Annotated in this window: 31 protein-coding genes, 1 tRNA gene and 1 pseudogene; 11 read left to right on the top strand and 22 right to left on the bottom strand. The window is 39.1% G+C overall.

The genetic code is table 11. From position 1 onward, the window contains the following. Positions 1 to 89 precede the first annotated feature (89 nt). From KME09_02030 to KME09_02015, 4 genes are all read left to right on the top strand, one after another. Complete coding sequence (locus KME09_02030) at positions 90 to 791, top strand: prepilin-type N-terminal cleavage/methylation domain-containing protein (protein MBW4532693.1); 702 nt, start codon at positions 90 to 92, stop codon at positions 789 to 791. 119 nt (positions 792 to 910) lie between these two features. Then, positions 911 to 1,426 (top strand): prepilin-type N-terminal cleavage/methylation domain-containing protein, encoded by a 516-nt coding sequence (locus KME09_02025; protein ID MBW4532692.1) that lies wholly within the window; start codon positions 911 to 913, stop codon positions 1,424 to 1,426. 43 nt (positions 1,427 to 1,469) lie between these two features. After that, complete coding sequence (locus KME09_02020; GenBank protein ID MBW4532691.1) at positions 1,470 to 2,267, top strand: hypothetical protein; 798 nt, start codon at positions 1,470 to 1,472, stop codon at positions 2,265 to 2,267. A 329-nt stretch (positions 2,268 to 2,596) separates the two neighbouring features. After that, complete coding sequence (locus KME09_02015) at positions 2,597 to 3,190, top strand: transposase (GenBank protein MBW4532690.1); 594 nt, start codon at positions 2,597 to 2,599, stop codon at positions 3,188 to 3,190. 33 nt (positions 3,191 to 3,223) lie between these two features. Here the strand turns inward: KME09_02015 and KME09_02010 are convergent, their stop codons facing one another. Together KME09_02010 and KME09_02005 are read right to left on the bottom strand one after the other, a co-directional pair. Beyond that, positions 3,224 to 3,625, bottom strand: coding sequence for a PIN domain-containing protein (locus tag KME09_02010; GenBank protein MBW4532689.1), 402 nt, complete (start codon positions 3,623 to 3,625; stop codon positions 3,224 to 3,226). 13 nt (positions 3,626 to 3,638) lie between these two features. Continuing rightward, positions 3,639 to 3,872: a hypothetical protein gene (locus KME09_02005; protein MBW4532688.1), complete on the bottom strand. Its 234-nt coding sequence runs from the start codon at positions 3,870 to 3,872 to the stop codon at positions 3,639 to 3,641. Between the two features lie 93 nt (positions 3,873 to 3,965). Between KME09_02005 and KME09_02000 the strand changes: the two genes are divergently transcribed. Continuing rightward, positions 3,966 to 4,208: a hypothetical protein gene (locus KME09_02000; protein ID MBW4532687.1), complete on the top strand. Its 243-nt coding sequence runs from the start codon at positions 3,966 to 3,968 to the stop codon at positions 4,206 to 4,208. 5 nt (positions 4,209 to 4,213) lie between these two features. On the opposite strand, the gene KME09_01995 is transcribed toward KME09_02000, so the two are convergent. Together KME09_01995 and KME09_01990 are read right to left on the bottom strand one after the other, a co-directional pair. Further along, positions 4,214 to 4,516, bottom strand: coding sequence for a BrnA antitoxin family protein (locus tag KME09_01995; GenBank protein ID MBW4532686.1), 303 nt, complete (start codon positions 4,514 to 4,516; stop codon positions 4,214 to 4,216). After that, on the bottom strand, positions 4,497 to 4,790 hold the full coding sequence (locus tag KME09_01990; GenBank protein ID MBW4532685.1) for a BrnT family toxin: 294 nt from the start codon (positions 4,788 to 4,790) through the stop codon (positions 4,497 to 4,499). The genes KME09_01995 and KME09_01990 overlap by 20 nt, the downstream gene beginning before the upstream one ends. 141 nt (positions 4,791 to 4,931) lie before the next feature. On the opposite strand from KME09_01990, the gene KME09_01985 reads away from it, so the two are divergent. Further along, positions 4,932 to 5,267: a XisI protein gene (locus KME09_01985; protein MBW4532684.1), complete on the top strand. Its 336-nt coding sequence runs from the start codon at positions 4,932 to 4,934 to the stop codon at positions 5,265 to 5,267. Positions 5,268 to 5,346: 79 nt separating this feature from the next. Here the strand turns inward: KME09_01985 and KME09_01980 are convergent, their stop codons facing one another. The 10 genes from KME09_01980 to KME09_01935 all read right to left on the bottom strand — a co-directional run bounded on the left by KME09_01980 (position 5,347) and on the right by KME09_01935 (position 13,376). After that, the gene (locus KME09_01980) at positions 5,347 to 5,919 is read right to left on the bottom strand and encodes a Uma2 family endonuclease (protein MBW4532683.1); all 573 of its coding nucleotides are present in this window, start codon (positions 5,917 to 5,919) and stop codon (positions 5,347 to 5,349) included. Positions 5,920 to 6,120: 201 nt separating this feature from the next. Next, positions 6,121 to 6,357 carry a NifU family protein gene (locus KME09_01975; protein MBW4532682.1) on the bottom strand — a complete coding sequence of 79 codons (237 nt, stop codon included), beginning with the start codon at positions 6,355 to 6,357 and terminating at the stop codon, positions 6,121 to 6,123. A gap of 90 nt (positions 6,358 to 6,447) precedes the next feature. Then, on the bottom strand, positions 6,448 to 7,101 hold the full coding sequence (locus tag KME09_01970; protein MBW4532681.1) for a DUF3386 domain-containing protein: 654 nt from the start codon (positions 7,099 to 7,101) through the stop codon (positions 6,448 to 6,450). A 66-nt stretch (positions 7,102 to 7,167) separates the two neighbouring features. Beyond that, positions 7,168 to 8,271, bottom strand: coding sequence for an FAD-binding oxidoreductase (locus tag KME09_01965; GenBank protein ID MBW4532680.1), 1,104 nt, complete (start codon positions 8,269 to 8,271; stop codon positions 7,168 to 7,170). A gap of 177 nt (positions 8,272 to 8,448) precedes the next feature. Then, on the bottom strand, positions 8,449 to 9,009 hold the full coding sequence (psbQ, locus tag KME09_01960) for a photosystem II protein PsbQ (GenBank protein ID MBW4532679.1): 561 nt from the start codon (positions 9,007 to 9,009) through the stop codon (positions 8,449 to 8,451). A gap of 52 nt (positions 9,010 to 9,061) precedes the next feature. Then, positions 9,062 to 9,928: an alpha/beta fold hydrolase gene (locus tag KME09_01955; GenBank protein ID MBW4532678.1), complete on the bottom strand. Its 867-nt coding sequence runs from the start codon at positions 9,926 to 9,928 to the stop codon at positions 9,062 to 9,064. 156 nt (positions 9,929 to 10,084) lie between these two features. Beyond that, complete coding sequence (locus KME09_01950; protein ID MBW4532677.1) at positions 10,085 to 10,672, bottom strand: Uma2 family endonuclease; 588 nt, start codon at positions 10,670 to 10,672, stop codon at positions 10,085 to 10,087. A gap of 33 nt (positions 10,673 to 10,705) precedes the next feature. Further along, positions 10,706 to 10,948, bottom strand: a complete 243-nt coding sequence (locus KME09_01945) for a hypothetical protein (GenBank protein MBW4532676.1) — start codon at positions 10,946 to 10,948, stop codon at positions 10,706 to 10,708. A gap of 182 nt (positions 10,949 to 11,130) precedes the next feature. Next, positions 11,131 to 11,994, bottom strand: coding sequence for a ribosome biogenesis GTPase YlqF (gene ylqF, locus KME09_01940; protein ID MBW4532675.1), 864 nt, complete (start codon positions 11,992 to 11,994; stop codon positions 11,131 to 11,133). A 197-nt stretch (positions 11,995 to 12,191) separates the two neighbouring features. Continuing rightward, positions 12,192 to 13,376, bottom strand: a complete 1,185-nt coding sequence (locus KME09_01935) for an S-layer homology domain-containing protein (GenBank protein MBW4532674.1) — start codon at positions 13,374 to 13,376, stop codon at positions 12,192 to 12,194. Positions 13,377 to 13,659: 283 nt separating this feature from the next. Between KME09_01935 and shc the strand changes: the two genes are divergently transcribed. Further along, complete coding sequence (gene shc / locus KME09_01930) at positions 13,660 to 15,591, top strand: squalene--hopene cyclase (protein MBW4532673.1); 1,932 nt, start codon at positions 13,660 to 13,662, stop codon at positions 15,589 to 15,591. A 60-nt stretch (positions 15,592 to 15,651) separates the two neighbouring features. On the opposite strand, the gene KME09_01925 is transcribed toward shc, so the two are convergent. The 5 genes from KME09_01925 to carA all read right to left on the bottom strand — a co-directional run bounded on the left by KME09_01925 (position 15,652) and on the right by carA (position 19,107). Continuing rightward, on the bottom strand, positions 15,652 to 16,185 hold the full coding sequence (locus tag KME09_01925; GenBank protein MBW4532672.1) for a DUF3465 domain-containing protein: 534 nt from the start codon (positions 16,183 to 16,185) through the stop codon (positions 15,652 to 15,654). Positions 16,186 to 16,187: 2 nt separating this feature from the next. Beyond that, positions 16,188 to 17,108 (bottom strand): hypothetical protein, encoded by a 921-nt coding sequence (locus KME09_01920; GenBank protein MBW4532671.1) that lies wholly within the window; start codon positions 17,106 to 17,108, stop codon positions 16,188 to 16,190. 252 nt (positions 17,109 to 17,360) lie between these two features. Then, positions 17,361 to 17,642, bottom strand: a complete 282-nt coding sequence (locus KME09_01915) for a Txe/YoeB family addiction module toxin (protein MBW4532670.1) — start codon at positions 17,640 to 17,642, stop codon at positions 17,361 to 17,363. Continuing rightward, positions 17,632 to 17,889, bottom strand: coding sequence for a type II toxin-antitoxin system prevent-host-death family antitoxin (locus KME09_01910; protein ID MBW4532669.1), 258 nt, complete (start codon positions 17,887 to 17,889; stop codon positions 17,632 to 17,634). Before KME09_01910 ends, KME09_01915 begins: the two co-directional genes overlap by 11 nt. A 78-nt stretch (positions 17,890 to 17,967) precedes the next feature. Then, the gene (gene carA, locus KME09_01905; protein MBW4532668.1) at positions 17,968 to 19,107 is read right to left on the bottom strand and encodes a glutamine-hydrolyzing carbamoyl-phosphate synthase small subunit; all 1,140 of its coding nucleotides are present in this window, start codon (positions 19,105 to 19,107) and stop codon (positions 17,968 to 17,970) included. Between the two features lie 290 nt (positions 19,108 to 19,397). On the opposite strand from carA, the gene KME09_01900 reads away from it, so the two are divergent. The 3 genes from KME09_01900 (at position 19,398) to KME09_01890 (ending at position 22,028) form a co-directional block, all read left to right on the top strand. Next, positions 19,398 to 20,501 carry a hypothetical protein gene (locus tag KME09_01900; GenBank protein ID MBW4532667.1) on the top strand — a complete coding sequence of 368 codons (1,104 nt, stop codon included), beginning with the start codon at positions 19,398 to 19,400 and terminating at the stop codon, positions 20,499 to 20,501. A 207-nt stretch (positions 20,502 to 20,708) separates the two neighbouring features. Next, positions 20,709 to 21,668 (top strand): pentapeptide repeat-containing protein, encoded by a 960-nt coding sequence (locus KME09_01895; GenBank protein ID MBW4532666.1) that lies wholly within the window; start codon positions 20,709 to 20,711, stop codon positions 21,666 to 21,668. Positions 21,669 to 21,680: 12 nt separating this feature from the next. After that, positions 21,681 to 22,028, top strand: a complete 348-nt coding sequence (locus KME09_01890) for a divalent-cation tolerance protein CutA (protein MBW4532665.1) — start codon at positions 21,681 to 21,683, stop codon at positions 22,026 to 22,028. A gap of 26 nt (positions 22,029 to 22,054) precedes the next feature. Here KME09_01890 and KME09_01885 read toward each other — a convergent pair whose 3' ends face one another. Together KME09_01885 and KME09_01880 are read right to left on the bottom strand one after the other, a co-directional pair. Beyond that, entirely contained in the window at positions 22,055 to 22,435 is a 381-nt protein-coding gene (locus KME09_01885) for a phosphomannose isomerase type II C-terminal cupin domain (GenBank protein MBW4532664.1), read from the bottom strand. Positions 22,436 to 22,498: 63 nt separating this feature from the next. Beyond that, entirely contained in the window at positions 22,499 to 22,873 is a 375-nt protein-coding gene (locus tag KME09_01880; protein MBW4532663.1) for a DUF4359 domain-containing protein, read from the bottom strand. 85 nt (positions 22,874 to 22,958) lie between these two features. Here KME09_01880 and KME09_01875 point away from each other — a divergent pair. After that, positions 22,959 to 23,031, top strand: a tRNA-His gene (locus tag KME09_01875). 390 nt (positions 23,032 to 23,421) lie between these two features. Here KME09_01875 and KME09_01870 read toward each other — a convergent pair. Next, positions 23,422 to 24,311 (bottom strand): annotated as a pseudogene (locus tag KME09_01870) (IS630 family transposase). Between the last annotated feature and the right edge of the window lie 197 nt (positions 24,312 to 24,508).

Raw genomic sequence — 24,508 nt, 5'->3', positions numbered from 1 at the left:
TCGATCTATTGGGTAATTTCTAAATAGGAAAGAAAAGCCTAAAACAAACACAGAAAACACAAACTTTTATTTAATCGAAGGATATAGACATGAATAACGTATTTACTGCTAAATTACTACAAAATTTACAAGCTAAGAAAAAAGGCAACAAAGGTTTTACATTAATTGAATTATTAGTTGTTGTAATCATCATCGGTGTACTTGCTGCTGTGGCTCTACCTAACTTATTAGGTCAAGTTGGTAAAGCTCGTGAATCTGAAGCGAAAAACATTGTCGGTGCATTAACTCGTTCTCAACAATCTCGTTATGTGCAAGTAAGTTCTTTTGCGGGTAATACCACTGTCACTCCCACTGCTCCTACAGGAATTAGACAACAAGGACAACTTGCAGGAAACAACTATATTAGTCTTTTGGAAGTACCTACAAGTGCTGCAAAATATTATGCATTTGCTGTTCCTTCTGCAGGAATTCAAGTGGCAAGTGGTAATTATCAAAGAGAAGGTCAAACTGCAGTTACAAACAATAACTTAAACGATGGTACTAGAGATTATGTTGGTGCTATCAACTACGATCAAGATACAAGAGATTTCCAAACTACTCTATGCCGCTCAATGAGCGAACCTACTGGTTTTAATCTTTCAGCTGCAACAGATGCTCTGGGAGCAATAACTTCTGGTACTGGAGCAATGCCTGCTAATGGAATTATCACTGCGGATAATAATAATGCCAATGCCCCAGTTTTGAGTTGCAACACTGCTGCTGGTGCTTCTCAAACTGAAGTAGTTAGATAATCAAAATAATACGCTAATAATTTTAGTGAGCAATAAAAACAGGTAGTGCAGTTTTTCTACCTGTTTTTTTATTAACTAAGTATATTAACAAGTAATTTAATTCATAATCATTATGAACAATGAAAACGAAAAAAATAGTTTTTTTTCTCAAAAATATTTATCAAAACCAAAATATACAAAAAAATAAAGGATTTACTTTAATTGAACTATTAGTAGTCGTAATTATTATTAGTGTTCTTTCTGCTGTATCTATTCCTAATATTATTCTCCAAGTAGGTAAAGCTAGAGAAACGGAAGCAAAAACTAATCTTAGCTCACTCGGTCAATCACAACAAATTTATTTTTTCCAAAAAGCTACTTTTGCTAATCAAATTAGTAAATTAGACATTCATATATCCCCCAGTGGATTTTATAGTTATCCCAATCCTAGTATTGCGAATTCTTCTCTAGTTAAGCATACAGCAACCAATTCAAGTTCTTTGACTCAAGCCACTAAAAACTATGCCATGGGTGTTTATTTTGTTTCGGGTGATTTTGGGATTGTTCTTTGCCAAGGTAATACCATTGGTGGAACAACGGTAGATGCTCCTAATACTAATACTGGCACTTGTGTTGATGGAGTTGAAGTTAGATAGAGTTTGTATGTTATCTTCTTGTAAATATTAGATAAATTTGGCTATGAAACTAAGATTAAATTGGCAAAAAAACCTAAACTTTATTGGTATTTTATTTACTACTGGTAGTTTACTCTGGGGATCAGTTTATCTCCAAAAACAACTATTGAAATCTGACAATGAGATTAAAACTATAGCCCAATATCAACAACAAGAACAAGCCGATAAAGTTAATATTAATACTTTAAAAAAACTACCAAGTTTTGGCTTTGATAATTTATTAGCTGATTGGTCTTGGTTGCAATTTTTAAACTACTTTGGCGATGGTGAAGTCAGAGAAAAAATAGGCTATTCTCTCAGTCCAGATTATTTGGAATCAATAGCCAATCACGATCCGCGTTTTGTCCGAGCTTATTTTCTACTTGCCCCTGCAACTTCTATTTTTGCAGGTCAACCAGAACGAGGAGTTAAGGCAATCAGCAAAGGTTTAGAATCGATTACGCCAGAACTCAGCCCAGAAGGTTACTATCTTTGGGTTTATAAAGGCATTGATGAAATGATGTTTCTCAATGATATTGAAGCAGCTAAAAAATCCTATAGAACAGCTTCAGTTTGGGCAGAACAGAGCGATCATCCCAACGCCAAACAATCCGCAGCCAATACCAGACAAACTGCTGAATTTCTAGAAAATGATCCCGATAGTTTAATTGCTCAAATTGGTGCTTGGACAATGGTTTTGAGTAGCACTAACGATACTAGGACTCAAGAAAAAGCATTAGAAAAAATTCAACAGTTGGGCGGCGAAATAATTGTTCTGCCAGATGGTGGTGTCAGAATTCGAGTCCCTGAAAACGCAACCTAAATATTGCGATGTAATTCGTCAAAGGGCAATGAATAATATTGAAAAACTTGGTGGCAAAATTGAATTTACGCCCCAAGGTATAACCGTAACCGTTCCTGAAGAACACCGTCGCACGTAATTATTCGCGATCAATCCCGTTTAAATACCGCCAAACCCTGTATGGGCGTTTCACATTGTAGGGGCGTTTCGCGAAACGCCCCTACGATCAATCAACATGATCGACACGATCGCCCACAATCAATCAACGCGATCGACGCGATCGCCCACGATCAATCAACATGCTCGACGCGATCGCCCACAATCAATCAACACAACCACAATCAAAATCCATGAAATATAATCCCGACAAACACCACAGGCGATCGATCCGATTACCAGGATATGATTACAGCCAACCAGGGGCATATTTCGTGACTATTTGTGCGTATCAACGACAATGTTTATTTGGTGATGTTGTTAATGGGCAAATAATTTTGAATCAATATGGTGCAATTGTTGCCGATGAATGGCAAAAATCATCTGTTATTCGGCAGGAAATTGAATTGGATGGATGGGTGGTGATGCCTAATCATTTTCATGGCATCGTAATCATCAAAAATATCGTGGGGAAAAACCGCGATCGCATCGTAAAAAACGGCAACGTTAATGTAGGGGCGAACGGCCGTTCGCCCCTACGGGATAATGCCCTCGTACAGATGAAATCAAAATCATTATCATCATTAATGGCGGGTTTTAAATCAATCGCCACCAAAAAAATTAATATATTGCGTGACACACCAGCAACACCATTATGGCAACGCAATTATTATGAACACATTATCCGCGATCGCGATGCAATGGATAAAATACGCCAATACATCATTAATAATCCTGTGTCATGGGAGATAGATCAATTACATCCAGATAATCCCTCAAAATGGTGAAAGCGATCGCTCCGATTACCAGGATATGATTTTTTATTCCCAAATTAGACTGATTAAACCCGATGCTGTAATATTGCGATCGCAGGTTAGTAATGCTGTTTTGTCTCCTCGATTTTCTACAACCATTGCCGTTGCGACGATTAATCGGTCGTGCATTTCAGTAATAGTCAATAAATCAATACTCTTTTCAACAATAGCTTTGTCTAGCGGATAAATTGCTATTCGAGGATCTGCACTTACTGCATTGAGTAAATCTACTACTGAAGGAATCGATGTTCTGGCACGATCTACAATCCAAACTGCTTCGGCTAAAGCGATCGAGGGTAATATTAATTGACTAGCAGAATCAGTAAGAACATTTTTTGCACCTGTTCCTAAACGTGAATTACCCTCTAAAAACCAAACTAGCGCATGAGTATCAACAATATACTTCATAAACTATTATTATTTACAACCAGTTTAACTGGTCATCGGAATCGCTAGTAAACTCTGCTATCTTAAAATCTTCTTCATTCGATTGATTTAAACCAGCAAACATTCCGAAGTATATAGTGTGTTCAATTGTAATATTGGGTTTGGCTTCTAAAAATGTAACGATTACCTGACTTTCTTCGATATTTTCTGGCATTTCTAGCAGTTTAATCGAGCCATGTTTATAAAATCCTTTGATAGACTGAAGCATCGTCAAAATAATTATAATTCAGGTAATCTCTATGATGAAATTATAGCTTGGATAATTAATATCCAATGAAATCAAAATCATTATCATCATTAAATGGCGGGTTTCAAATCAATCACCACCAAAAAAATCAATATATTGCGTGACGTACCAGCAACACCATTATGGCAACGCAATTATTATGAATACATTATCCGCGATCGTAATGCAATAAATAAAATACGCCAATACATCATCAATAATCCTGTGTCATGGGGTTTAGATCAATTACATCCAGATAATCCGAATCCGTCAAAATGGGAAATGAAACCCTGCAAAAGCGATCGCCATCAAATATAGTTATTTTAGGTTTCGTTTTTTATTTGTTGGATGACAAAGGTTCTTAATACATCGTTGATTAAAGTCTGATATCCTTTAATTTCCGCATGATCTTTGGCATAGTTGCGAAACCATTCCAGGGTTTCAGTATCGACTCGGATAGAAATTGCTTCTGTTGTAGGTTTTCTTTTCACCAACTTAGCATTTTTAAAAAAAGCTTCATCTAATTCGGCAAGATCGGAAAAGTTGATATCTTCATCAGACATCTCGACTAGCTTTCTTTCTCTTTCTTCGAGGGATATATTGAGGTCAAACTGATTGCTGTTCATATTCTCTTCTTTCTTGTTTACTAGCCTTTCTAGCTGAAATCAACCTAACTATTCCATTTCTATCGGTAGAAACAACCACTACAACGATTATTTTTGATTGAGTTGTTAATTCTAATTGACCTAGAGAAATATCTCTTCTTTCCCCATAATTAAAGCGATTATCTTCATAAGTTAGTAAGTCAGGATCTTCAAAAACTCGCTTTGCTTCTTGAAAGTCAATACCATGCTTGATGATGTTGTTTCGGTTTTTATTTTCATCCCACTCAAATTCCATACTTTGAATATACGCAAATGTATATACAAAGTCAATAATATAAAACTAAAGTACAACTTGTGAAAGCGATCGCGCCGATTACCAGGATATGATTATAGAAAAACCAAGATAAAAAAATATTTAATTAATGTCTGCCAGAGAATGGATAAATTAACTAACTATCGTCAATATATTCAGCAATTTTTAACTGAACAAACTCAAGGTCAAATTATTGGTGGAGATATCGAAACAGAAGTTATCTTTGATTTAGATAGGGATAGATATTTATTAATCGATTTGGGTTGGCAGAAACACCAACGTATTTATAACTGTGTAATTCATTTAGAGATTAGGGACAGTAAGATTTGGATTCAACGTAATCAAACAGATCAACCGATCGCCGATGTTTTAATTGCTATGGGAGTGGCAAAGGAAGATATTATTTTGGGTTTACAACCTCCTTATATCCGTGAATATACAGGTTTGGGTGTTGCATAACTTTGTTAAACAGCCCCTAAAATTTGCGATTTTATTTTATAGATTATATTCTTAACAATAAACACCACCAGCGATCGCCTTAAATATTTTCGGCGCTAAAAATTTGTTGAGGAGTTAACTTAATTTCGGTGAAGGTAGGTGACACTAATTCTCGATCGCTAGTAAAAATTGTTTCCTCATACAAGCCTTCATCTAATATCAAAATTGTCACTTGCTGTTCTATGGGATCGACAATCCAATATTCATTAATCTCTATAGCTGCGTATTCGGAGCGTTTGTAGCGATAATCTCTTTTAATTGATTCAGGACTAACTACTTCTATGACTAACAAAGGAGAAGTTTCTAATACTCCAGATTCATCTAACGAACCCATTACTTGTTCTCTTTCTACCACGCAAACATCGGCAATGCGTGATTTACGCCACCCCGTTCTAATTCCTCCTTCTCTAATTGCCAACCACGGAAGTTTAAGGCGATTTATTTCTGTTTTAAAAGCATCACGAATAAAGTCGCTAATGAGAATATGACGAAAGGTTGGAGGATTCATTAATTCTAGTTTGCCGTCTACTAATTCGTAACGACTATCAGGATCTTGGTCGTGTTGTAAATATTCTTCAAAGGAAAATATTTTGGTTGTAGTTGTGGCAGTCATTGCGGTTAACAGCAGGAACGCTGTGATTCGAGTGTGTCGATATTATAACTGAAACTAGTTTTGGCTATTATTTGGCGAATAATTGAGGCTAGAAATGAAACCTGATTGGGGTGAATAATTATAATTTTATTTATGAAGCGATCGCGATAACCGATAAACCCTGTAAGGGCGAACCGCCGTTCGCCCCTACGATTAATGTGTTTAAACTACTTGTTCTACTTCGACGATTTCAGGAATTTTTTCTCTTAAACGGCGTTCGATCCCCATTTTTAGAGTCATGGCAGAGCTAGGACAAGAGCCACAAGCACCTTGTAATCTAAGTTTGACAATTGGGCCTTCAATTTCGGCTAGTTCAACGTTACCGCCGTCAGCCATGAGATAAGGACGTAGCTCGTCTAAGACGGTTTCTACGTTATCCATCGTTAATGCTAATGTCATAGTTGATTTAGTTGATTTAGTTGATTTAGTTGATTTAACTGTATTACTATAATCTGATCCTAGCGTGGTCTAAACAAACTTGTGCTAAACTCATGCGATCGCAGCAGGTTCTAAGAGTTTATTTTCTGAAAAGATAAATTCAGTGGTAATTTTAGCGGAGTTGGGATCGATAGACTCGATCGTTTGATGCTTAGGAACGTAATATTTGCCGAGCTTTTCGTAACTTTCGTGGAATTCACGTTTAGCTTTTAAATCATTGGTTTTAGAGTCGCGGAAGATAGCATTATAGCCAGTCGAAATATAGCCTTCTCCAGTGTCTAAACTTTCGTTGGTGTTAATCACAAACGCCATTGGCCCCATAACACGACTCACTTGACAGATTTCAGTACCGCGAATCTTATAGTTAGAACCCATGGAGTCTCCTTTAACTAGGATTTCCACTGCACCTGTACTATCTTCTTCTCCGAGAGTAAAAGTGTTTTTACCGTGAGCATTTTCAAAAGTATTGCGTTTGCGGTGGGTAATTACGTCTCTCATGTGGTTGTAAACGCTTTCCGCTACCTTTTCGTCTTCAATACCCGAAACTTCTACAGACAGATCGCTGTTCACTTTAATCTCGGCGGTGTAGGTTTCGTCTCCTTGCTTCAGTTCTAGCTTGGTCGTATAGCCAGGGAAGTCACTATCCCAAGTGTATCGTTGTTCGTAAGCTGCGCGAAAGCGATCGCGTGCAGTATTATCTGTCATGTCTACTTTTTAAATGTTTTTTCTTTATCTAGTGTAGAAAGATTTGCTTCACTTGGGCGCGATTAATTAGAGCAAAATTGTATTGCCTAACATCTGCACTACTTCTATGGCAGTTGCGGGGGCTAGTAGAACACCGTTGCGGTAATGTGCTGTAGCTAGTAGGACATTACTGTAGCCTGATAGTTTTTCAATAATGGGCGCGGGTATACCTTCAGGGCGAGGACGTTTACCAGACCAAGTTTCCAGTATAGTTGCTGATTTCAATTCTGGACAAAAAGCGATCGCATTTTCCCTTAGCTGCTCTAATAATTGAGCCTCAGCAATACTTTCTCCCGTTTCAGTCGGAAATTCTACCGTTGCCCCCAGCCAATATTGATGATTGCCTAATGGTACGAGATGAATATCATTGCCTGTAATTACGGGTTGAAAATCGGCATTACCTAAAGAGCGATCTAGCTTTAATTTTATTGCCTGTCCGAGTACGGGACGAATGGGAATTCCTTGCTGTAGAGATTGGGTAAGGGGAGTTGAACCCAAGCCTGCGGAGATAATTAACTGCTCGACTTCTATTTGACCGTTGCTGGTGGCTAAAGATTGGCAGGTTGCTAATTCATCTGGCTGGATAATGCAATCTTGTACCTCTACTCCCAACTGAAACTTAACGCCGTTAGCCGTAGCAGCAGCAACTAAAGCTTGAGTCAGTTCCCGAGGATTGATTTGTCCATCTTGAGGAGAATAAACCGCGCCGATAATTTGCTCGTTAACTAAGTGGGGGCAATGGTGCGCAACAAAATCGCGATCGCCAATTGATAAATCCCAACCTTCGTTAGCCCGAAACTCCGCTAATTTCTGCCATTTTTCGAGATTATCGCCTGTAAATAAGAGTTTAAAAATTCCCTGGTGATTGACAGAGATTTTCATGCCTGTTTTGGCTTCAAGTTCAGGAATTAGAGTTTGATAACGTCTTAGACTAGTGCTACGCAAGCGCCAAGCACGACCTTTTTGCTTTTGGCTAATTACACCCATCAATACCCCTAAAGCTGCTCCTGTCGCACCAGAAGCGGGGGTATTCTGATCGATCACGGTAATGTCCAATCCTGTAATTAAGCTTAATTCATAAGCGATCGCTGCCCCAACAATTCCACAGCCAATTATGACAATTTTGCTCATCTCTATTTTTACCCTGCTAATTACTGACTAAAAAAGGCTCGGCAGTGCCAAGCCCAAATAGCTGAGATTTACAGCAGTTTTCAATTGAGTAGACACATCAATTTATCGAAGTAATGGGTAATGGGTAATGGGTAATGGGTTCTATCCAACTGAAATTCGCTGTAAATCAGGATGACTTTAAGCATTGTCATTAAAATCAGGAATAAATTGCTCGATAGTTTCTTCTACTTCTGCTTTGACTCCTGCAAAAGTATTTTCAGCTTCTTTCATAGCTTGTTTAGCAGGTTCGGGTTCTTTGGTCTGAGGGATTAAACTATTATAGAGATCCAAATCAGATACCACTTCTTTATACTGATTGATGGCTACAGTGTAGTTTTTTTCGCTGACCGCAGCATCGATATTTTCCAAGTGCTTAAAAATATCTTTAGCTACATTTAAAGCTGGTTCTTGCTCATCGGGAAGCAAAGCATTAGAGAGATAAGTTAAGTCTCTTCTAATTAAGCCCAGAGGCCCGTGGAGAAAGGAATTAGCATTGACCCAATCTTCGTTGACGATCGATTGACCAAGTTCGGGAATTCTCTGGCGAGCAATATCTAGAGGGATACGATAAGTGCTAATTTTTTCTAACTTCTCAGGGGTATAAGTTGGCGGTGTTGAAACAGCAGGGGCACCACAGCTAACCAAAAGAGTTGTAGCCAGTACCAATATTAGTGAAAGAATAGGGCGAAAAATTTTCATCTTGCTCAAAACAAATATTACTTTGGTTTAATTTTCTCAGGAAAACTGCATCTTAAAAAACTTTACGACGAAAAAACTCCACAATTTCACTGGCAATGTCTGATGTCCAATGTTCTTGGGGATAATGTTTAGCTGTTGGCAACTCAACTAGAGTAATGGCTGAATTAGCGATCGCTAACTGCTTTACATCGTCAACATCGAGCCAAGTATCGGCCGCCCCCCAAATAATTAGGGTTGGTGTTGACCAATCCTTTAAGCCTGTTGCTATTTCTGGGATTACGATATCAAGCTGGAGTTTTTTGAGGGTTGTCATTAAGGCTCGACCAACATCTGAACTTTGCAAGAACGGTTTCCGTAAAATATCTAGATCTTTGTCTTCGATGACAAAACCACTGCCTTTTTCCAGGGTGCGATCAACTAATAAAGGATCTTGAGTCATCATGTCTCCCACTACAGGTAAAGTCATTTGCTTCATTGACCAAGGAAGCTTCACCCCAGCCGTAATTGGTGTGTTGAGAATAATCAATCCCTCGATCTGTTCAGGGTTTTGCAGAGCATACTGAATACCGACTGAGGCTAAAAATCCTTGTACAACTAAATAAAATTTTTCTAACTTGATAGCGGCAATAAATTCGCTTAAGCCTGCTAAAAATGCTTCGGGAGTATAAGCAAAATTTCGCTTGTCAGGTTTAGCCGAAAATCCCGAACCGATCCAGTCTGGGGCAATGCTCGGAATATTCTCTGCTGCCAAAAGAGACATTAATTTTTGCCAGGTGTAACTATGGGCGGGTAAACCATGTAAAAAAAGTACGGGAGTGCGTTGCGTAGCTATGTCGCGAGGCCGATCGCTGGCTATTTCAGTTTGACGATAAAACCACTGGAACTCTCCAGCCTGAATCTTATCTGTTTTAATCAACATTTATTTATTATTTATTTTTATCATTAACTCTTTGAGGCAGCATACAATACGACGGGGCAAATGATGAAAGATAAAAAATGAGAAGTTGATTAAACCGCTTCGAGGTAAGCTCTGAGCCGTTAGCTTTTAAGCTTTTTGTTAAATAATAGCCATCAATTAAGTAGTGAATATTTCAGTTAAGTCTAAAGTAAACCCAGGTAAGATATCTTCTCCCGAAAGAGATTGAGGATTATTTAATATTTCTACTGGCTGTCGTGATCGATATATTTCTACTGTTTTCGCTGATGGTTCAATTAACCAGCCTAACTGAACTCCATTATCTAGATACTCTTGCATCTTTGCTTGTAAATCCTCATATCGCTGATTTTTTAGATCGCTTGGACTTACTAATTCAATGACAAAATCGGGACTAATCGGAGGAAACCCGTCTTGTTGCACTTGAGACAATTGATTCCATCGTTCTAATCTAATCCAGCTAACATCAGGACTTCTTCTTGCACCGTTAGGCAATACAAAAATTGTAGAAGAGTCAAAAGCTTCTCCCGTACCATTTCTGTCCGTCCAAATTCCCATTTGTTGTGTTAGACGGCGATTTTTTCTACCTGCTGTACCACCCGTAGGACTCATAACAATTAATTCTCCATTCTCAGTTAACTCTAAGCGTGCCAATTGTTCGGCATCAGCCAACTGCTCAAATTGTTCTGGAGTTACCCGAAATCCTTTGGGAATAGCAACTGCTTCCATTTCTTTTCTCAATTGATGTATTTAATTACCATTTTATGATTTTTGAAACAGGCTACAAACTAATTCCCCTGGGCTATTTGATTTAAAAGGAATGGGATATTTACCCTTACGAGTTAAAGTGCGATCGCGACAGTTATATACTTCTGGGTTCTTTTGCTGTTCACCATCAATGCTAACTTTGGCGCGATATTCCCAATAGTTTTTGGCACTGCGTTTCAACTTCAGGATACACACTTCTTGTCCATAGCGATCGCGGCACATAGCAGCATCAGCCATTGGCGCCCATCCTAGCCAAAAAATCAACCACAATAATAACAACCATCTATATTTATATTTCACTACCCAAATCACCTACATAAAACTCGTCGTCTAAAGCCTCGCCAGTAGTGGCGAACAAAACAAAACACATTCAATAATTAAATATAAGCACGTCACTAAAGAGGTAAAACTTTTGACTTTTAACTTTTGACTTTTGAAGGTGGCGGTAACTCCAGGGGAATCTTACCCATATTTCCTGTCCGAAAATCATACAGGATCTGACGAGCCACTCTTTCCTTGTCTCCTTTAAAAGAGCGATCGCTCACATCTTGAATAAATGATTCTCCTGTAGTTTCCGCAGGATTGAATTCAAAATTGAACCGAGATTTTAAAACTTGGTCGTAGCCAATATTAATTAGTAAATCTATGGCTTCGGCGGCTACAACTTGATTATCATAGGATGCCTCACCAATATCTTCACAAATGGCTAATTTTACAGCATCATGCTGATTTTCTAGTCTCCAGGGAATAATTCCAGGAGCATCAAGTAATTCAATCTCTGGAGATATTTTTACCCAGCGTAGCTGACGAGTTACTCCTGCACGACGCTCACTCACCACGATTTTTTTGCCGACCAAACGGTTAATTAATGCTGACTTACCAACGTTGGGAAAGCCAATTACTACGGCTCTTACAGGACGAGGACGCATCCCGCGATCGCTTCGACGTTGATTCATCGCTACTCCTGTTTTTTGAGCAGCACTTTTAATTGCGTCGATCCCTTTCCCTTGTTTGGCGTTGGTCAAATATAGTTGTTCTGAGTGAGATTGAAACCAACGCAACCACGCCTGTTTTGCAGCTTCGGGAATCATATCCTCGCGATTTAGCACCGTAATTCTCGGTTTAGTGCCAATCCAGCTATCTATTTGGGGATGATGGGAAGCCAGCGGAATTCTCGCATCGAGGATCTCCAAGACTACATCTACTTTTTTTAGCTGTTCTTTTAATTGCCTTTCTGCTTTAGCAATATGTCCTGGATACCATTGAATTGGAGGAGCAGACATAAGATGATTAACCTGTATAGAATTAAGACGACGGAGTAATCTGTGACTCAGGCAACAAAAAACCCCATAGATTAATCTAGGGGTTTTGGCTACAAATTACCAAAATTACTTTTTGTCTGAAATTAAATGACTGCTGGAAACAGTTTCTAAAATGTTCTTTGAGCGTTAATTAGTAAATAGCTAAAATATTTCTATTTCTAGGGTTTAACAATATATTCAGACTCTATAGGTTCAAGTTTACCAGTTTTAACCAAAGCTTGATGGATCATGGCTACAACTTCGGCTCTGGTTGCTGCTCTTTGTGGATCTAAAGAGCCTTTCTTAACACCGGGGGGGCTAACTACCAATCCAGCTTCCGTTGCTGCTGCTACCTGTTGTTTTGCCCAATCAGGTATATTAGAGCGATCGCCAAACTGCTGAAGAATTTGATCGGCATCTTTTGATGGCTGCAAACCCAATCCTGTCGCCAAAGTAACTAATACCTGATAACGAGAAATATTTTCCAAAGGTTTAAATTCTTGATCGGAGTAGCCCTGCATAAAGCCAGTACGTACTGCTCGATCGATATCTTGAGCGATTTCATTTTTGTTGCTGACATCGTTGAATCGCTTAACATTCCTGATTGCGGGCTGCTGTTCAAAAGCCTGACTAACAAAAGTTGCCATACTTGCTCTAGTGATTAAAACATCTGGATTGAACTCTTGGTTTTCAGCTAGCTCAGGAACTAATTTTTTGTCTCTCATCTGCTTGATAAAAGAATAAGCCCAATAGTCGGGAGCAACATCTTGAGGCATTTTAATTACTGGAGCAACCGCTACTGGCTTCTGTACAGGCTCCTTGTTTGGGGCTACTTTGGGTTTTGGCTTCACCGTTGCTGGAATATTTCTTTGAGGTTGAGCTGCAATATTATCTTTAGTTGCAACTGGAGGAATATTAGCAGGTCTATTTCTTAATGCAGGCACAGTAGCTAGTCCAGTCAGAGGAACTAGTTTAGCGCCAGACTCAAGGGAAATGGTTTCTTTGGTGGCTTCGGCTGGTAGCTTAACTGTCTGATTAGGAGGAACATATACCACAGGTGTATCTTGTTCCCTGATCTGGGCGACTAAGCGACGATTTTCTGCTTCTAGCTCTTGCTCACTTAAATTAGTATCAGCACCAGTATCAGTAGTTTGATTCAAGCTTAGCCAACCATTGTTGCCATTCAAACCAAGATTGCTCGCTAGTTTGTTGTTTTTACCACCAAGAACCCAAAATAAGATTGCACCAATAGTCGAAAAAGCCACGATAATCGCGATCATTTCGTCAAAAGTTACACCTGTTGCTGGTCTTCTACGACGTTCTGGTATAGGATTTGGTGATTCTGGAGGAGATGAATTTGTCATATATTTTGGGCGCTCAATCGAAATAATGATATTTATTGATGAAAATCAACTAAGTTTTAGCTGTTGCCAGGAAAATAAATCTAAGTTTTTATTTTTTTAACTTTAACTAAGGTTAGGCTCAAAGCGGATCGATAATTATTTTATTTACTAGTTTTATTGACTAGGTATTTTTATTTTAAAGTTTACTAATAAAGTTGGCGATCGCGAACCAAGGTAACAAAAATCAACCTAACTCAGTAAAAGTTGATTGTAAAATCCAGTAGCTTAGATTAAGTAGGAGTGAATTAAGGTGACAGTAGCAATTCAGCATCGAGTTCAAAAGGCGATCGCTCGTAGCCAAAATTATTTATTATCAATTCAAGAATCTGCTGGCTATTGGTGTGCCGAATTGGAATCTAACGTCACTATTACGGCAGAAGTTGTGCTGTTACATAAGATTTGGGGGACTGACAAGCAACGACCTTTAGACAAAGCAGAAACTTACTTGCGATCGCAACAGCGTCAACATGGTGGCTGGGAATTATACTACGGTGATGGTGGTGAGCTTTCGACTACGGTGGAAGCTTACATGGCGCTACGTTTATTGGGAGTTGAGCCAACAGATCCTGTCTTAGTTAAAGCGAAAAAATTTATTCTGCAACAGGGGGGTATTAGTAAAACTAGAATTTTTACGAAGATGCACCTAGCACTGATTGGCTGCTATGACTGGCAAGGATTACCCTCAATTCCGCCATCGATCATGCTGTTACCTGAAGCATCTCCCTTCACGATCTACGAGATGTCTAGCTGGGCAAGGAGTAGTACTGTTCCCCTCCTAATTGTCTTCGATCGCAAGCCGATATTTAAGCTGGATACACCGATTAATCTTGATGAACTCTACACCGAAGGAGTTGCTAATGTTCGTTATGAATTACCTCGTAGCAATGATTGGACAGATGTTTTTGTTCTGCTTGATGGTGTTTTTAAGCTAGCGGAAAACTTCAACGTAGTGCCGTTACGTGAAGAAGGTCTGGCTGCTGCGGAAAAGTGGATCTTAGAAAGACAGGAAGCTACGGGAGATTGGGGGGGAATTATTCCCGCGATGCTTAATTCTCTTCTTGCTCTACGCAGTTTGGATTATGACGTGAACGATCCTGTGGTACAAAGAGGTCTGAGGGCTGTTGATAACTTTTCCCTGGAGACAGAAGATAGCTATCGTGTTCAACCTTGCGTTTCTCCTGTGTGGGATACGGCTTGGTGCTTACGCGCTCTAGCTGAGTCGGGAATTGCTGCCGATCATCCTGCTTTAGTCAAGGCGGGAGAATGGTTGTTAGATAAGCAGATCTTAGATTATGGTGACTGGGCGGTCAAAAATAAAGCTGGAACTCCTGGTGGCTGGGCATTTGAATATGATAATCGCTTCTATCCCGATTTAGATGATTCAGCGGTAGTAGTAATGGGACTATCTCAGATTAAACTTCCTAATGAGGCACAAAAACAACAGGCGATCGCTCGTTGTCTCAACTGGATCACATCCATGCAATGCAAACCTGGAGGTTGGGCAGCCTTCGACCTAGATAACGATCAGGACTGGATCAACCTGATTCCTTACGGCGACTTAAAAGCAATGATCGACCCCAATACTGCCGACGTGACGGCAAGGGTTTTAGAAATGCTGGGAGAATGTAATCTCTCGATGGACGATGTACGGGTGCAAAAAGCGATCGCCTATTTAATTAAAGAACAATCAGCCGACGGTAGTTGGTTTGGACGCTGGGGCGTTAATTATATCTACGGTACTAGCGGGGTTTTGGCTGCTTTAAGTTTAATAGCGCCAATTCGTTATCAGACAGAGATCAATAAAGGTGCAGCTTGGTTAGTTAGCTGTCAAAATGCTGATGGGGGTTGGGGTGAGACCTGCGCTAGCTATGACAACAAAAGTCTTAAGGGTATCGGCATTAGTACTGCTTCTCAAACCTCTTGGGCATTAATAGGAATTATGGCAGCTATGGAAGGTACTAATTTTGCAGGACAAGCAACCGTTGAGCGTGGCATAGAATATTTACTCAATACCCAAAAGTCCGATGGCACATGGGATGAACCTCAGTTCACTGGCACTGGTTTTCCCTGTCATTTCTATTTAAAATATCATCTCTATCAACAATATTTCCCACTCCAGACATTAGCAAGATATGCAAATAGCGCGATCCGAAGGCTAGGCGCGACGCGGAGCTAGTGCTAAAGCATACCGCTACGCATATCCTTTAGGGGAGCCTAATCGCGCTTAACAAGTAGTTTACTGGTATATTTTGCCAGCATGTTTGATCCAACCTCCAATATGTCTACCGTTAGGATCTCGATGAGTCCAATGTATTACACCACCTTGAGAATTCCATTCATATTCACCAAAAAAAGATACTAAATCCCCTAGGTGAAGCAAACTAATTCTTGGAGCTAAATCGATATTATGAGCTATTAATAAGGTTTGACCAGAAGCCAATTTAAGGATAAACCTTTGATGTCTGCCTCCATCAAGATCGTCTGGCAGCAGTTTAATTACTCTTCCTGTCCCTTGAACTTGAATGTTGCTTTTCTGCCCTGCGAAAGCCTGTTCTAATGAGATCTGGTTACTGTCAGTGCCTCGATAATTATTTGATCCAGTTACACTAAAACATTTTGGGTTTTTTGTATTGGGATTTGCCCCATAATTAGTACAATTTACTGGTTGGGCTAAAACTGGAAAAGTATAGACAAAATTGAGCCAAATTATTAAATTTAAGCCGATAGTTGTCGTCAAAAATATGAATGTTTTTTTGTTATTAATAGCCATTATTATGGTTCTTTATTTAAATCTGCCAAACTTTTACCATCTTCAGTTATCCATTCATACCTAACACCAAACCCCCAATTTGCTCTTATATTAGTCAAACCTAATTCATTCACAATTATTTCTCTTAGTTTACTTAAAGAATAGCATTGGCTATCTGTAGCTCTTTTTAAGCAATTTGTTTGATTATTTTGAATGATAGCAATAAAATCAGTTTCATTATATTTACCTGCTTCTTTTGCAGGCTTGAAGATTAATTTTTGTCCAATTTCAAGTTTATTACTCTCAAATAAGGATTTGATAGTTGATATCCCTTTTCTTTTGATTTTAGTTTGACTGGGTTCAACAAGAGTAGATTCTGGTAAGATAAAAGATTGAGCTAAATATTCTTTATTTTCACTGTCTTTAAAATAATTAAAAGATAAAGCATTAATATTGACATTATATGGTTCTCCTGATAAATATTCAATTATTCTTTTAGTTGAATCATCAATTTCAGAACCAACAATTAAAATTTTATGGTCAGTATTATATTCTTCAATCTCTAGGTTAAATTTTTCACTAAAAGATTCCGATAACTCTAAAGCATCTGGATTATTTTTATTAAAAATAGTATTTATTTCATCATAAGTTAAATTTTTAACCCAAGTAGCGTAATCAAGCCCTTGTACGACAACTTCTCTATAAGTTTTATCTCTTTTTAATTCAATTACTACTAACTCTCCACTACTATTTATTGCTAAAATATCGATTTTATGACCGTAAGAAGTTTGAACTTGTGTTCCAATAACCATAAGATTATTAGAAATAATAGAAATATCATTTTTAATCCAAGTTTCTAGACGTGCTTCATAATCTACTTTGGCTCGCTCAATACCTTTAATTTGTTGCTGATCTATAATTTGCCACAATTTTATTGCTTCCATTTTTAGATTGTTTATAGCTAAAATTCGATCAATATATTAGCTTAATAACTTTTTGGAAACATCAGTGCAAATCATTAGTATCTATAAAAAGACGCAAAAAATTTACTCGATCAACAGTATTTTTCACTTTAGACATTAGCCCGATTTGCAAATATTTAGTGAATTTAGGGTGATCGCTCTGAGACTAGCTCGTCTTGAAATGGTTTTTATTATGGGTTATTTGTGCCTACTATACAAAGGCGAGAACGCTTTCTAATAGTGATATCGACAAGAAATAATTTTGATATAGTCTTCTCCTACTCGATAGACCAATCTGTTAGTTTCATCAATTCTTCTCGACCAGTAGCCAGACAAATTTTCTTTTAAAGGCTCGGGTTTACCAATTCCCTCAAACGGAGTAGCCAAAGTATCTCGGATGAGTCGGTTAATTCTCTTGAGAGTTTTCTTGTCTTGACCCTGCCAGTAAATATAATCTTGCCAAGCCTTACTGTCCCAAATTAAATCATATGCGAAGCGGTATCCTTTAGGACTCATCAATCAATTCGTGACGCTCTCCTTCTCCAGCTTGATCTCTGGCGATCGCCTCCATCAAATGTTGAGCATTAGCGGGAGAACGCATTAAATACAATGTCTCCATGATTGAATCGTAGTGACTTTTTGACAGCAGGACGATATCTTCATGGTCTCTTCTTTTGATTAAAGTAGAGTCGCAATCATCACTTACCCGATCTAAAACCTGTTTGAAGTTTTCTCTCGCTTCTGAATAATTTACTATTTCCATGACGTTTCAAGGTGTCCTTTAATAAGTACAAGTATAGCATGAAAATAATAGGGTACTTATTGAGAGCTTAATCGGTAGTCATGAATCTTTTGCTTCCTGCATTAACTTAACAAAATTCTCAAACAAATAATCCGCATCATGAGGCCCTGGACTAGCTTCAGGGTGATACTGTACGGAGAAAAAGGGCAGGGTTTTATGACGTAAACCCGCTACAGTTTGATCGTTGAGATTAAGATGAGTTATTTCGACATCTGCACCTAAAGATTCGGCGGCGATCGCAAAGCCATGATTTTGACTGGTAATTTCAATTTGCTTTTGTAAACCTGCGGGCTGATTTAAGCCACGATGTCCAAATTTAAGCTTAAAAGTTTCTGCACCCAAGGATAGACCCAAGATTTGATGACCCATGCAAATCCCAAAGGTAGGTTTTTCAGCCGCGAGTAATTCTTTGGTAACGGCAATACCCTCGGTAACCGCAGCAGGATCTCCAGGGCCATTGGAAAGAAAAATACCGTCAGGATTGTAGGCTAAGATTTCTGCACTGGGAGTATTAGCAGGTACAACAATTACTTTGCATCCATAGCTCGCTAAACGGCGTAAAATATTGCGCTTAACACCAAAATCGATCGCCACCACAGTCAATGGACGCTCTGTATTCGCATTGGCAGCAAATTCCCATTCTGCTTCTGTTTCTTCTGACCACTCATAAACTTGAGCAGTGGTTATTTCTTTAACTAAATTTAATCCAGCCATGTCAGGTGCTTGCTGCACTATATCTAACAGTTTTTCAGGATCGAGTATTTCTGTGGAAACGCCACCGTTAATTGCACCATAGTCTCTGAGTTTTCGAGTTAGCGATCGCGTATCAATGCCATAAATACCTGGAATATTTCTTTCCTGTAAATATTCTGGTAAAGATTGAGTCGAACGCCAGTTACTAGGGCGATCGGTAACATTGCGCGCAATTACTGCTTTAGCCTGCACCGTAGCGGATTCTTCATCATCAGGATTGACTCCCGTGTTACCCAATTCAGGATAGGTAAAAGTAATGATCTGGCCAGAATAGCTCGGATCGGTCAAAACCTCTTGGTATCCTGTCATGCCCGTATTAAATACCACTTCCCCAACCGTAGTACCTGCTGCCCCAAATGACCAGCCACGATAGGTCGTTCCATCAGCCAACACCAGTAAAGCTGGTTGAGCATTGGGCTTAAGCATATTTACCATTGAGTTTTCGATCCTAACTAAACTTTACGTCAACCATTCAATAATTTATCAGTTATTAGTTATCAATAATTAGAAGATAGATTACTTATTTCAGAAATTAAGCGAAAATTACCTGCTTGACTGTAGCCAAAGTTACTAAGTTCCGCCCAACAGGATAGACTATTGAAGATAAACAATACTCCTAGTTAAAATCGATCCCAAAGTATCGATCAATATCCCTGGGATAATTGGTATCCTGAGTAACAACAAAGCAACACTAACGTGAGTTTGATTGAGAAAGCATGAGTCCTAGAAAACTAACTGAAAACGATAAGCAAGAGATCCTTGAAGAATATCGTAATTCCGAGGCAACTACTTCTACCTTGGCGAAAAGTTTTGAGGTTAGTAGTTCTACGATCAGCCGCTTTTTGAAGAATAAATTGTCCACCATCGAGTACGAAGACCTCATTCAGCAGAAGCGTTTAGCCCGCACTCCCAGAGGAGAAAAATCTGTCGAAGAGGATCAAAGTTCCCAGCCAGCCAAGACGAAGACTAAGACGAAAGAAAAACCTCAGTCTAAAGTCAAGCGTAAAAAAGCTCAAAAAACGATCGCTAGTGATGATGTTCTGCCTGAATTAGCGATCGCCTCAAATCTTATTTCAGATCAGCCCGAACAGCCACCAGAAGAATCGAAGATCCGTCGTCGTCGCCGCTCGACTGCTTCTGCCATAGAAGTTGCACCCCCACCAGAAGTATCGCTAGAGATTCCTGAGGTGGCAATAGAACCAGCAGAACAAGTCGCGCCAGAGCCAGAACCAGCACCTGTTAAGTTGATTTTAGATAAGGTACGCGGTAAATCTAACGAAGAAACTATTCCCAAAAGCGAACGTCTAATTCTCAAACGCGATCGCCTGGAACTAGAAGAGGATGACGACGATGAGAATGACGAAATGGAGCTTGTTGCCCTCAAAGAAATGCTGGGAGAAGATCTAGAAGATATTAATGACGAGGAAGACGATGAGGATGACGAGGATGAGGATGACGATGACGACGATGATATCTCCTACCCTAGTCCTACTGCCGATTTTAGTAATATTCAAATTCTCCCTTTGTCTCAAGCTGCCCTGCCCAGAACTTGCTATTTGGTGATTGACCGCTGCGCCGAGCTAATTGTTAAGCCTCTTGCTGAATTTGCTGATTTAGGCGCTATTCCCGACGCAGAAACCAGGCAAACAACTCTCCCTGTCTTTGATAACCATCGTATTGCTAAACGCTTTTCTCATCGGCGCGAGCGGGTGATTAAAGTTCCTGATGGACGGATGCTGCAAAAAACTTCTCATCATCTCCAAGATAAGGGTATTACTCGGCTTTTGATTGATGGGCGAATTTATTCTTTATCCCATTAAGTTTGGGGCAAAATCAGCAACATCAGAATGATTGGTGTAAAGATTAAATAATTTATAACCATAGATTAAAACATATTTAGACAAAAGTTATCATTCTATAGTTGTGCTGAAGATTACAGGTAATAATGCAAGTAGGTAGATAGTCATTTAGGTATTACTGGCGATCGCTTGAACTGTATTTACTGAGATTCAAAACTGATAACGATTATGAATAAGGATCAGCTCCTAAAATTTTATGAACAGGGTTATCGAGACTTTACAGGCGTAAATTTAAGTGGAATCGATCTATCAGGCATCATGCTGATTGGCGTTAATCTAACAGCAGCGAATTTAGTGGGAGCAAATCTGAGCCGTGCTTTCTTGACCAAATCAATTCTTAGTGAAGCAACTTTTAACTGGGCAAATCTTAGCTTTGCCAAAATGAGTGAGGTAAATCTTGCCCAGGCAGATCTGACTAAGGCTAATTTAACTGGTGCTTTTATGGTTAAATCTCAGCTAACTGATGCCCAGCTTAGTGGTGCGAACCTAGCCCACGCTAATTTAAGAGCGGCAAATCTCTTGGGAGCAAATCTCTGTGGCGCTAAGTTGTTTAAAGTCAACCTGAGACAAGCCAATTTAACTCAAACTAACCTTCAGTGGGCAGATTTACGGGAAGGACGATTAACGGGTGCGCAGCTACAGGGTAGCTCATTAACTGGAGTTAATTTAGGTCAAACTTTCTTGATTGACGTCGATCTCAGCTGTACCGATCTTAGAGGCATTAATTTTAGTCAAGCCAGGTTAACCAAAGCTAATCTTAGTAATAGTGACTTGAGCAGTGCCAATCTAAAAGCTGCTCAATTAAGAAACGCTAATCTAAACTGTGCTAATTTGTATCGGGCTAATTTGGCAGCAGCTCAACTGAGAAAAGGCAATTTAGACAACGCCGATTTGACTCAAGCCAATTTAACTGACGCCGATTTAACTGGCGCTTCTTTAAAGCTAGCCAATCTAAGCGATGTCGATTTGACTTACACAGATTTACAGGGAGCTAATCTTGAGTCGGCAGTTTTCGATCTCAGTTTCACCGAACAGATGTTGTCTCACTCCGCTCAGTTTTTCTTGTCCAATACTCAAAAAAATATTTCCCTCAATCAAACTTCTCAGCCAATTCAAATAGCTTCATAACGTATTCTATCTATGACCAACTCGACTTATGGCGTGGTTTTAGTTACCGTTGCTTCGTTGGCAGAAGGAAAAGCGATTACGCTCCGCGTACCCTTACGGATCGCCACCCAACTAATTGAAGCGTCCTTAGCTGCCTGCGTTAATCTGTTTCCCCTCGACTCCATCTATCTTTGGCAGGGGAAAATTAATCATGACCAAGAATACCAGCTAATAATTAAAACAGATCTGAGTAAGTTTGACGAACTAGCTGCCACAATTAAAACACTCCATAGTTATGAAGTGCCAGAGATTATTGCCTTACCGATAGTTGCAGGCTCCAAAACCTATCTTGATTGGCTAGGAGCGAGCTTGCAATCTTAACTTTTCTGTTCAGGATTTAGCGATCGCTAATCATCATAACGAATAATATCGTCATCTCCCAGATACTCCCCATTTTGCACCTCAATCATCACCAAAGGAATAACTCCAGGATTTTCGACTCGGTGAGCAGTATTCATGGGGACATAAGTAGACTGATTTGCCATCACTAGGGTTTCTTGACCATCACAGATTACTTTAGCAGTTCCTGAAACTACAATCCAATGCTCACTACGGTGATAATGCATTTGGGTACTCATATGTTCCCCTGGATTAATTTCAATTTTATTGATGCAATATCTTTGTCCTTGATCTAAACTTTTAACTTTTCCATAGGGAGGATTACGAACAGTATCGCTTTTAGGGGCGGTAGAAGTAAAATTGTCATTTTTACCATTATCTTGACTCATAGATCAACTCCAGGCTGTAGAATTTCTTTCTCCAGTTTAGATAAACATTAGACCTTCAGCCAATTAAAGTTTTTTGGCTCGATAGATATGGTAATTGCCAAAGATACCAATGGTTGCTACATGATATCTAGGCAGGGGTGCAGGGAGAGCGAGATCTGCTTGATAAATACTGAAAAGGTAAAAGTTTTGTCGCTGTGTTTGTTGGCTGATTGCCTCTGCTAAATAAGGACTAGCGGTGCCGATCAAAATATGACATTGACCCTCCAACCATACTCCTAGATCTTCTGCAACCTGGGTACAAATTTGAGCTTTTAATTCCGTTTTAATCTTGTCATCGGCATATTTTCGATATCCTGCTTCACCTGGGTTGGTGATCACAGCGATCGCACTTATCCCCGCGACAATAATTCCCAGCGTACCGATTTTTTTCAATACCATGTAGTTCAAAAATACTTTTATTGATTTTAAACCATGAGCGTAAAATGCTAGCCAATGATGCTATAATACCTAAGCGATATATATGGCGGGCGTAGCCAAGTGGTTAAGGCAGTGGTTTGTGGTACCACCATTCGTGGGTTCAAGTCCCATCGTCCGCCCTCGCCTTCGGCTTATAAGGGGACTGGCTTTCACTCACGAATGGTGATGCCACAACCTGAAGAGTCGCTCAATATTCGCTCAAAGGTCACTATATCAAAGCTCTCAAAGCTAGTAAACGGGGTACATAGATACCCCAATTAATTAAGCGCTTAGATAGCTACCGTAAGCGGTTCTCTAGCATCTAAAAAACCCGCTCACTATACCACTTTCCTAAAATCTGTCAAATGGACAACCCAACCCGTTTGTAGGGGTCGGCGCTCTATTTTAATACTCGCTCTAAGCGGTATTAACCCAAGATTTGAACCGCAAGTATTAAATGATTTGTTTGAACGTTACGCAGTCAAGCAATACACAAGAGAGTTATAGTTGTTTTAAATAAGAATGAGACATTAAACCGCACAATAATTACAGATAATTTCATCTAAAGATGTATCAGATTTGGCATACATTCTAGCTCTTTTTAAGGCACTGAAATCATGCTCAATATCATTTAAATCGGGAGAATATTTCGGTAAAAATACGACTTCATGTCCTGCTTCCTTGACTAGTGACCGAATCAGGTTTTTACGATGAATTGGTGCATTATCCAGAATGATTACCGATGAGCGACAAAGTGATGGTAGTAAATATTGACCAACGGTCAGGGAACAATACGCCGTGCGACGGCGTATTGTTCCCTGACTTAACCATCCTTCAAATCCCTCTGCATTTAAGCTACCCGTAAATAGCATTGATGCAATTAAATCTTTTTTTCCTTTTCTTCTTGCTGCAACTAAATTTTCTCTTGTTCCTCTTTTTCCTTGCTTATCTCCATAAATTTTCTTGCCTTTTTTTGACCAAGCATAAATACCGTTTGAGATTGATTCAAATCCTGATTCATCCAGATATACTAAGCTTTTTCCACCATATATCTTAATTAATTCTCTCAGCTTTCTATAGTAGTTAATTCTTTCTTGTCTGTTTCTTTCACGATACCTAAGTTGTTTTTTTTACGAGTGATTTTCATTTTCTTGAGAGCCTAAAATATCGCGCTTGGTCTTACGCCAAATTTTTGGGCTCTGTCGATTAATCTCGCTTCTGGATTGATTTGTACATCCTGTTCTAAGGCTTTCCAGTCTAGTTTTCGATTCCGTCTTTTAACCTGAATCGGTTCGACCCTTTCCAACCATCGATATATTGATGCCCTTCCTACTTGAAAAACTTCGGCTGCTTTGCTGGGACTTCCTCCATTTTCCACATAATTTATCACTCTTTCTCTTAAGTCTAAACTCAGGGTCATTAATTTGGAATCTAATTATATATTTGAGCTTATTTTAACCTCTTATTGTCTCAAACTTATTTGAAATGACTATAACCCTCTTATGTCACTCTCCGAGTTCAAATAGTAACAAATCAAAGAGATTACCCAGAAAGAAGCAAGGGTTGAAATTGATTCATAGTATAAATTAAACGATGAAGTCCGAGTAATAAATAAGA

The sequence above is a fragment of the Pleurocapsa minor HA4230-MV1 genome (assembly GCA_019359095.1).
GTDB classification, from domain to species: domain Bacteria; phylum Cyanobacteriota; class Cyanobacteriia; order Cyanobacteriales; family Xenococcaceae; genus Waterburya; species Waterburya minor.
Note: the sequence above shows the minus strand (reverse complement) of the source record. Positions and strands in the feature narration are given on the sequence as shown.

Bases quoted from the DNA above. Each gene is read 5' to 3' on its own strand.
- KME09_01995 (MBW4532686.1), bottom strand. From the start codon at position 4,516: ATGAACAGCAATCAGTTTGACCTCAATATATCCCTCGAAGAAAGAGAA.
- KME09_02000 (MBW4532687.1), top strand. From the start codon at position 3,966: ATGGCGGGTTTCAAATCAATCACCACCAAAAAAATCAATATATTGCGT.
- KME09_01900 (MBW4532667.1), top strand. From the start codon at position 19,398: ATGAGTCCTAGAAAACTAACTGAAAACGATAAGCAAGAGATCCTTGAA.
- KME09_01920 (MBW4532671.1), bottom strand. From the start codon at position 17,108: ATGGAAGCAATAAAATTGTGGCAAATTATAGATCAGCAACAAATTAAA.
- KME09_01880 (MBW4532663.1), bottom strand. From the start codon at position 22,873: ATGGTATTGAAAAAAATCGGTACGCTGGGAATTATTGTCGCGGGGATA.
- KME09_01945 (MBW4532676.1), bottom strand. From the start codon at position 10,948: ATGGCTGATGCTGCTATGTGCCGCGATCGCTATGGACAAGAAGTGTGT.
- ylqF (MBW4532675.1), bottom strand. From the start codon at position 11,994: ATGTCTGCTCCTCCAATTCAATGGTATCCAGGACATATTGCTAAAGCA.
- KME09_02010 (MBW4532689.1), bottom strand. From the start codon at position 3,625: ATGAAGTATATTGTTGATACTCATGCGCTAGTTTGGTTTTTAGAGGGT.
- carA (MBW4532668.1), bottom strand. From the start codon at position 19,107: ATGCTTAAGCCCAATGCTCAACCAGCTTTACTGGTGTTGGCTGATGGA.
- KME09_01950 (MBW4532677.1), bottom strand. From the start codon at position 10,672: ATGGAAGCAGTTGCTATTCCCAAAGGATTTCGGGTAACTCCAGAACAA.
- KME09_01895 (MBW4532666.1), top strand. From the start codon at position 20,709: ATGAATAAGGATCAGCTCCTAAAATTTTATGAACAGGGTTATCGAGAC.
- KME09_01935 (MBW4532674.1), bottom strand. From the start codon at position 13,376: ATGACAAATTCATCTCCTCCAGAATCACCAAATCCTATACCAGAACGT.
- KME09_01915 (MBW4532670.1), bottom strand. From the start codon at position 17,642: ATGAGTCCTAAAGGATACCGCTTCGCATATGATTTAATTTGGGACAGT.
- KME09_01985 (MBW4532684.1), top strand. From the start codon at position 4,932: ATGGATAAATTAACTAACTATCGTCAATATATTCAGCAATTTTTAACT.
- KME09_01925 (MBW4532672.1), bottom strand. From the start codon at position 16,185: ATGGCTATTAATAACAAAAAAACATTCATATTTTTGACGACAACTATC.
- KME09_01980 (MBW4532683.1), bottom strand. From the start codon at position 5,919: ATGACTGCCACAACTACAACCAAAATATTTTCCTTTGAAGAATATTTA.
- KME09_01955 (MBW4532678.1), bottom strand. From the start codon at position 9,928: ATGTTGATTAAAACAGATAAGATTCAGGCTGGAGAGTTCCAGTGGTTT.
- KME09_02005 (MBW4532688.1), bottom strand. From the start codon at position 3,872: ATGCTTCAGTCTATCAAAGGATTTTATAAACATGGCTCGATTAAACTG.
- KME09_02025 (MBW4532692.1), top strand. From the start codon at position 911: ATGAAAACGAAAAAAATAGTTTTTTTTCTCAAAAATATTTATCAAAAC.
- KME09_02015 (MBW4532690.1), top strand. From the start codon at position 2,597: ATGAAATATAATCCCGACAAACACCACAGGCGATCGATCCGATTACCA.
- KME09_01890 (MBW4532665.1), top strand. From the start codon at position 21,681: ATGACCAACTCGACTTATGGCGTGGTTTTAGTTACCGTTGCTTCGTTG.
- KME09_01910 (MBW4532669.1), bottom strand. From the start codon at position 17,889: ATGGAAATAGTAAATTATTCAGAAGCGAGAGAAAACTTCAAACAGGTT.
- psbQ (MBW4532679.1), bottom strand. From the start codon at position 9,009: ATGAAAATTTTTCGCCCTATTCTTTCACTAATATTGGTACTGGCTACA.
- KME09_02020 (MBW4532691.1), top strand. From the start codon at position 1,470: ATGAAACTAAGATTAAATTGGCAAAAAAACCTAAACTTTATTGGTATT.
- KME09_01970 (MBW4532681.1), bottom strand. From the start codon at position 7,101: ATGACAGATAATACTGCACGCGATCGCTTTCGCGCAGCTTACGAACAA.
- KME09_01975 (MBW4532682.1), bottom strand. From the start codon at position 6,357: ATGACATTAGCATTAACGATGGATAACGTAGAAACCGTCTTAGACGAG.
- KME09_01885 (MBW4532664.1), bottom strand. From the start codon at position 22,435: ATGAGTCAAGATAATGGTAAAAATGACAATTTTACTTCTACCGCCCCT.
- KME09_01990 (MBW4532685.1), bottom strand. From the start codon at position 4,790: ATGGAATTTGAGTGGGATGAAAATAAAAACCGAAACAACATCATCAAG.
- KME09_01965 (MBW4532680.1), bottom strand. From the start codon at position 8,271: ATGAGCAAAATTGTCATAATTGGCTGTGGAATTGTTGGGGCAGCGATC.
- KME09_02030 (MBW4532693.1), top strand. From the start codon at position 90: ATGAATAACGTATTTACTGCTAAATTACTACAAAATTTACAAGCTAAG.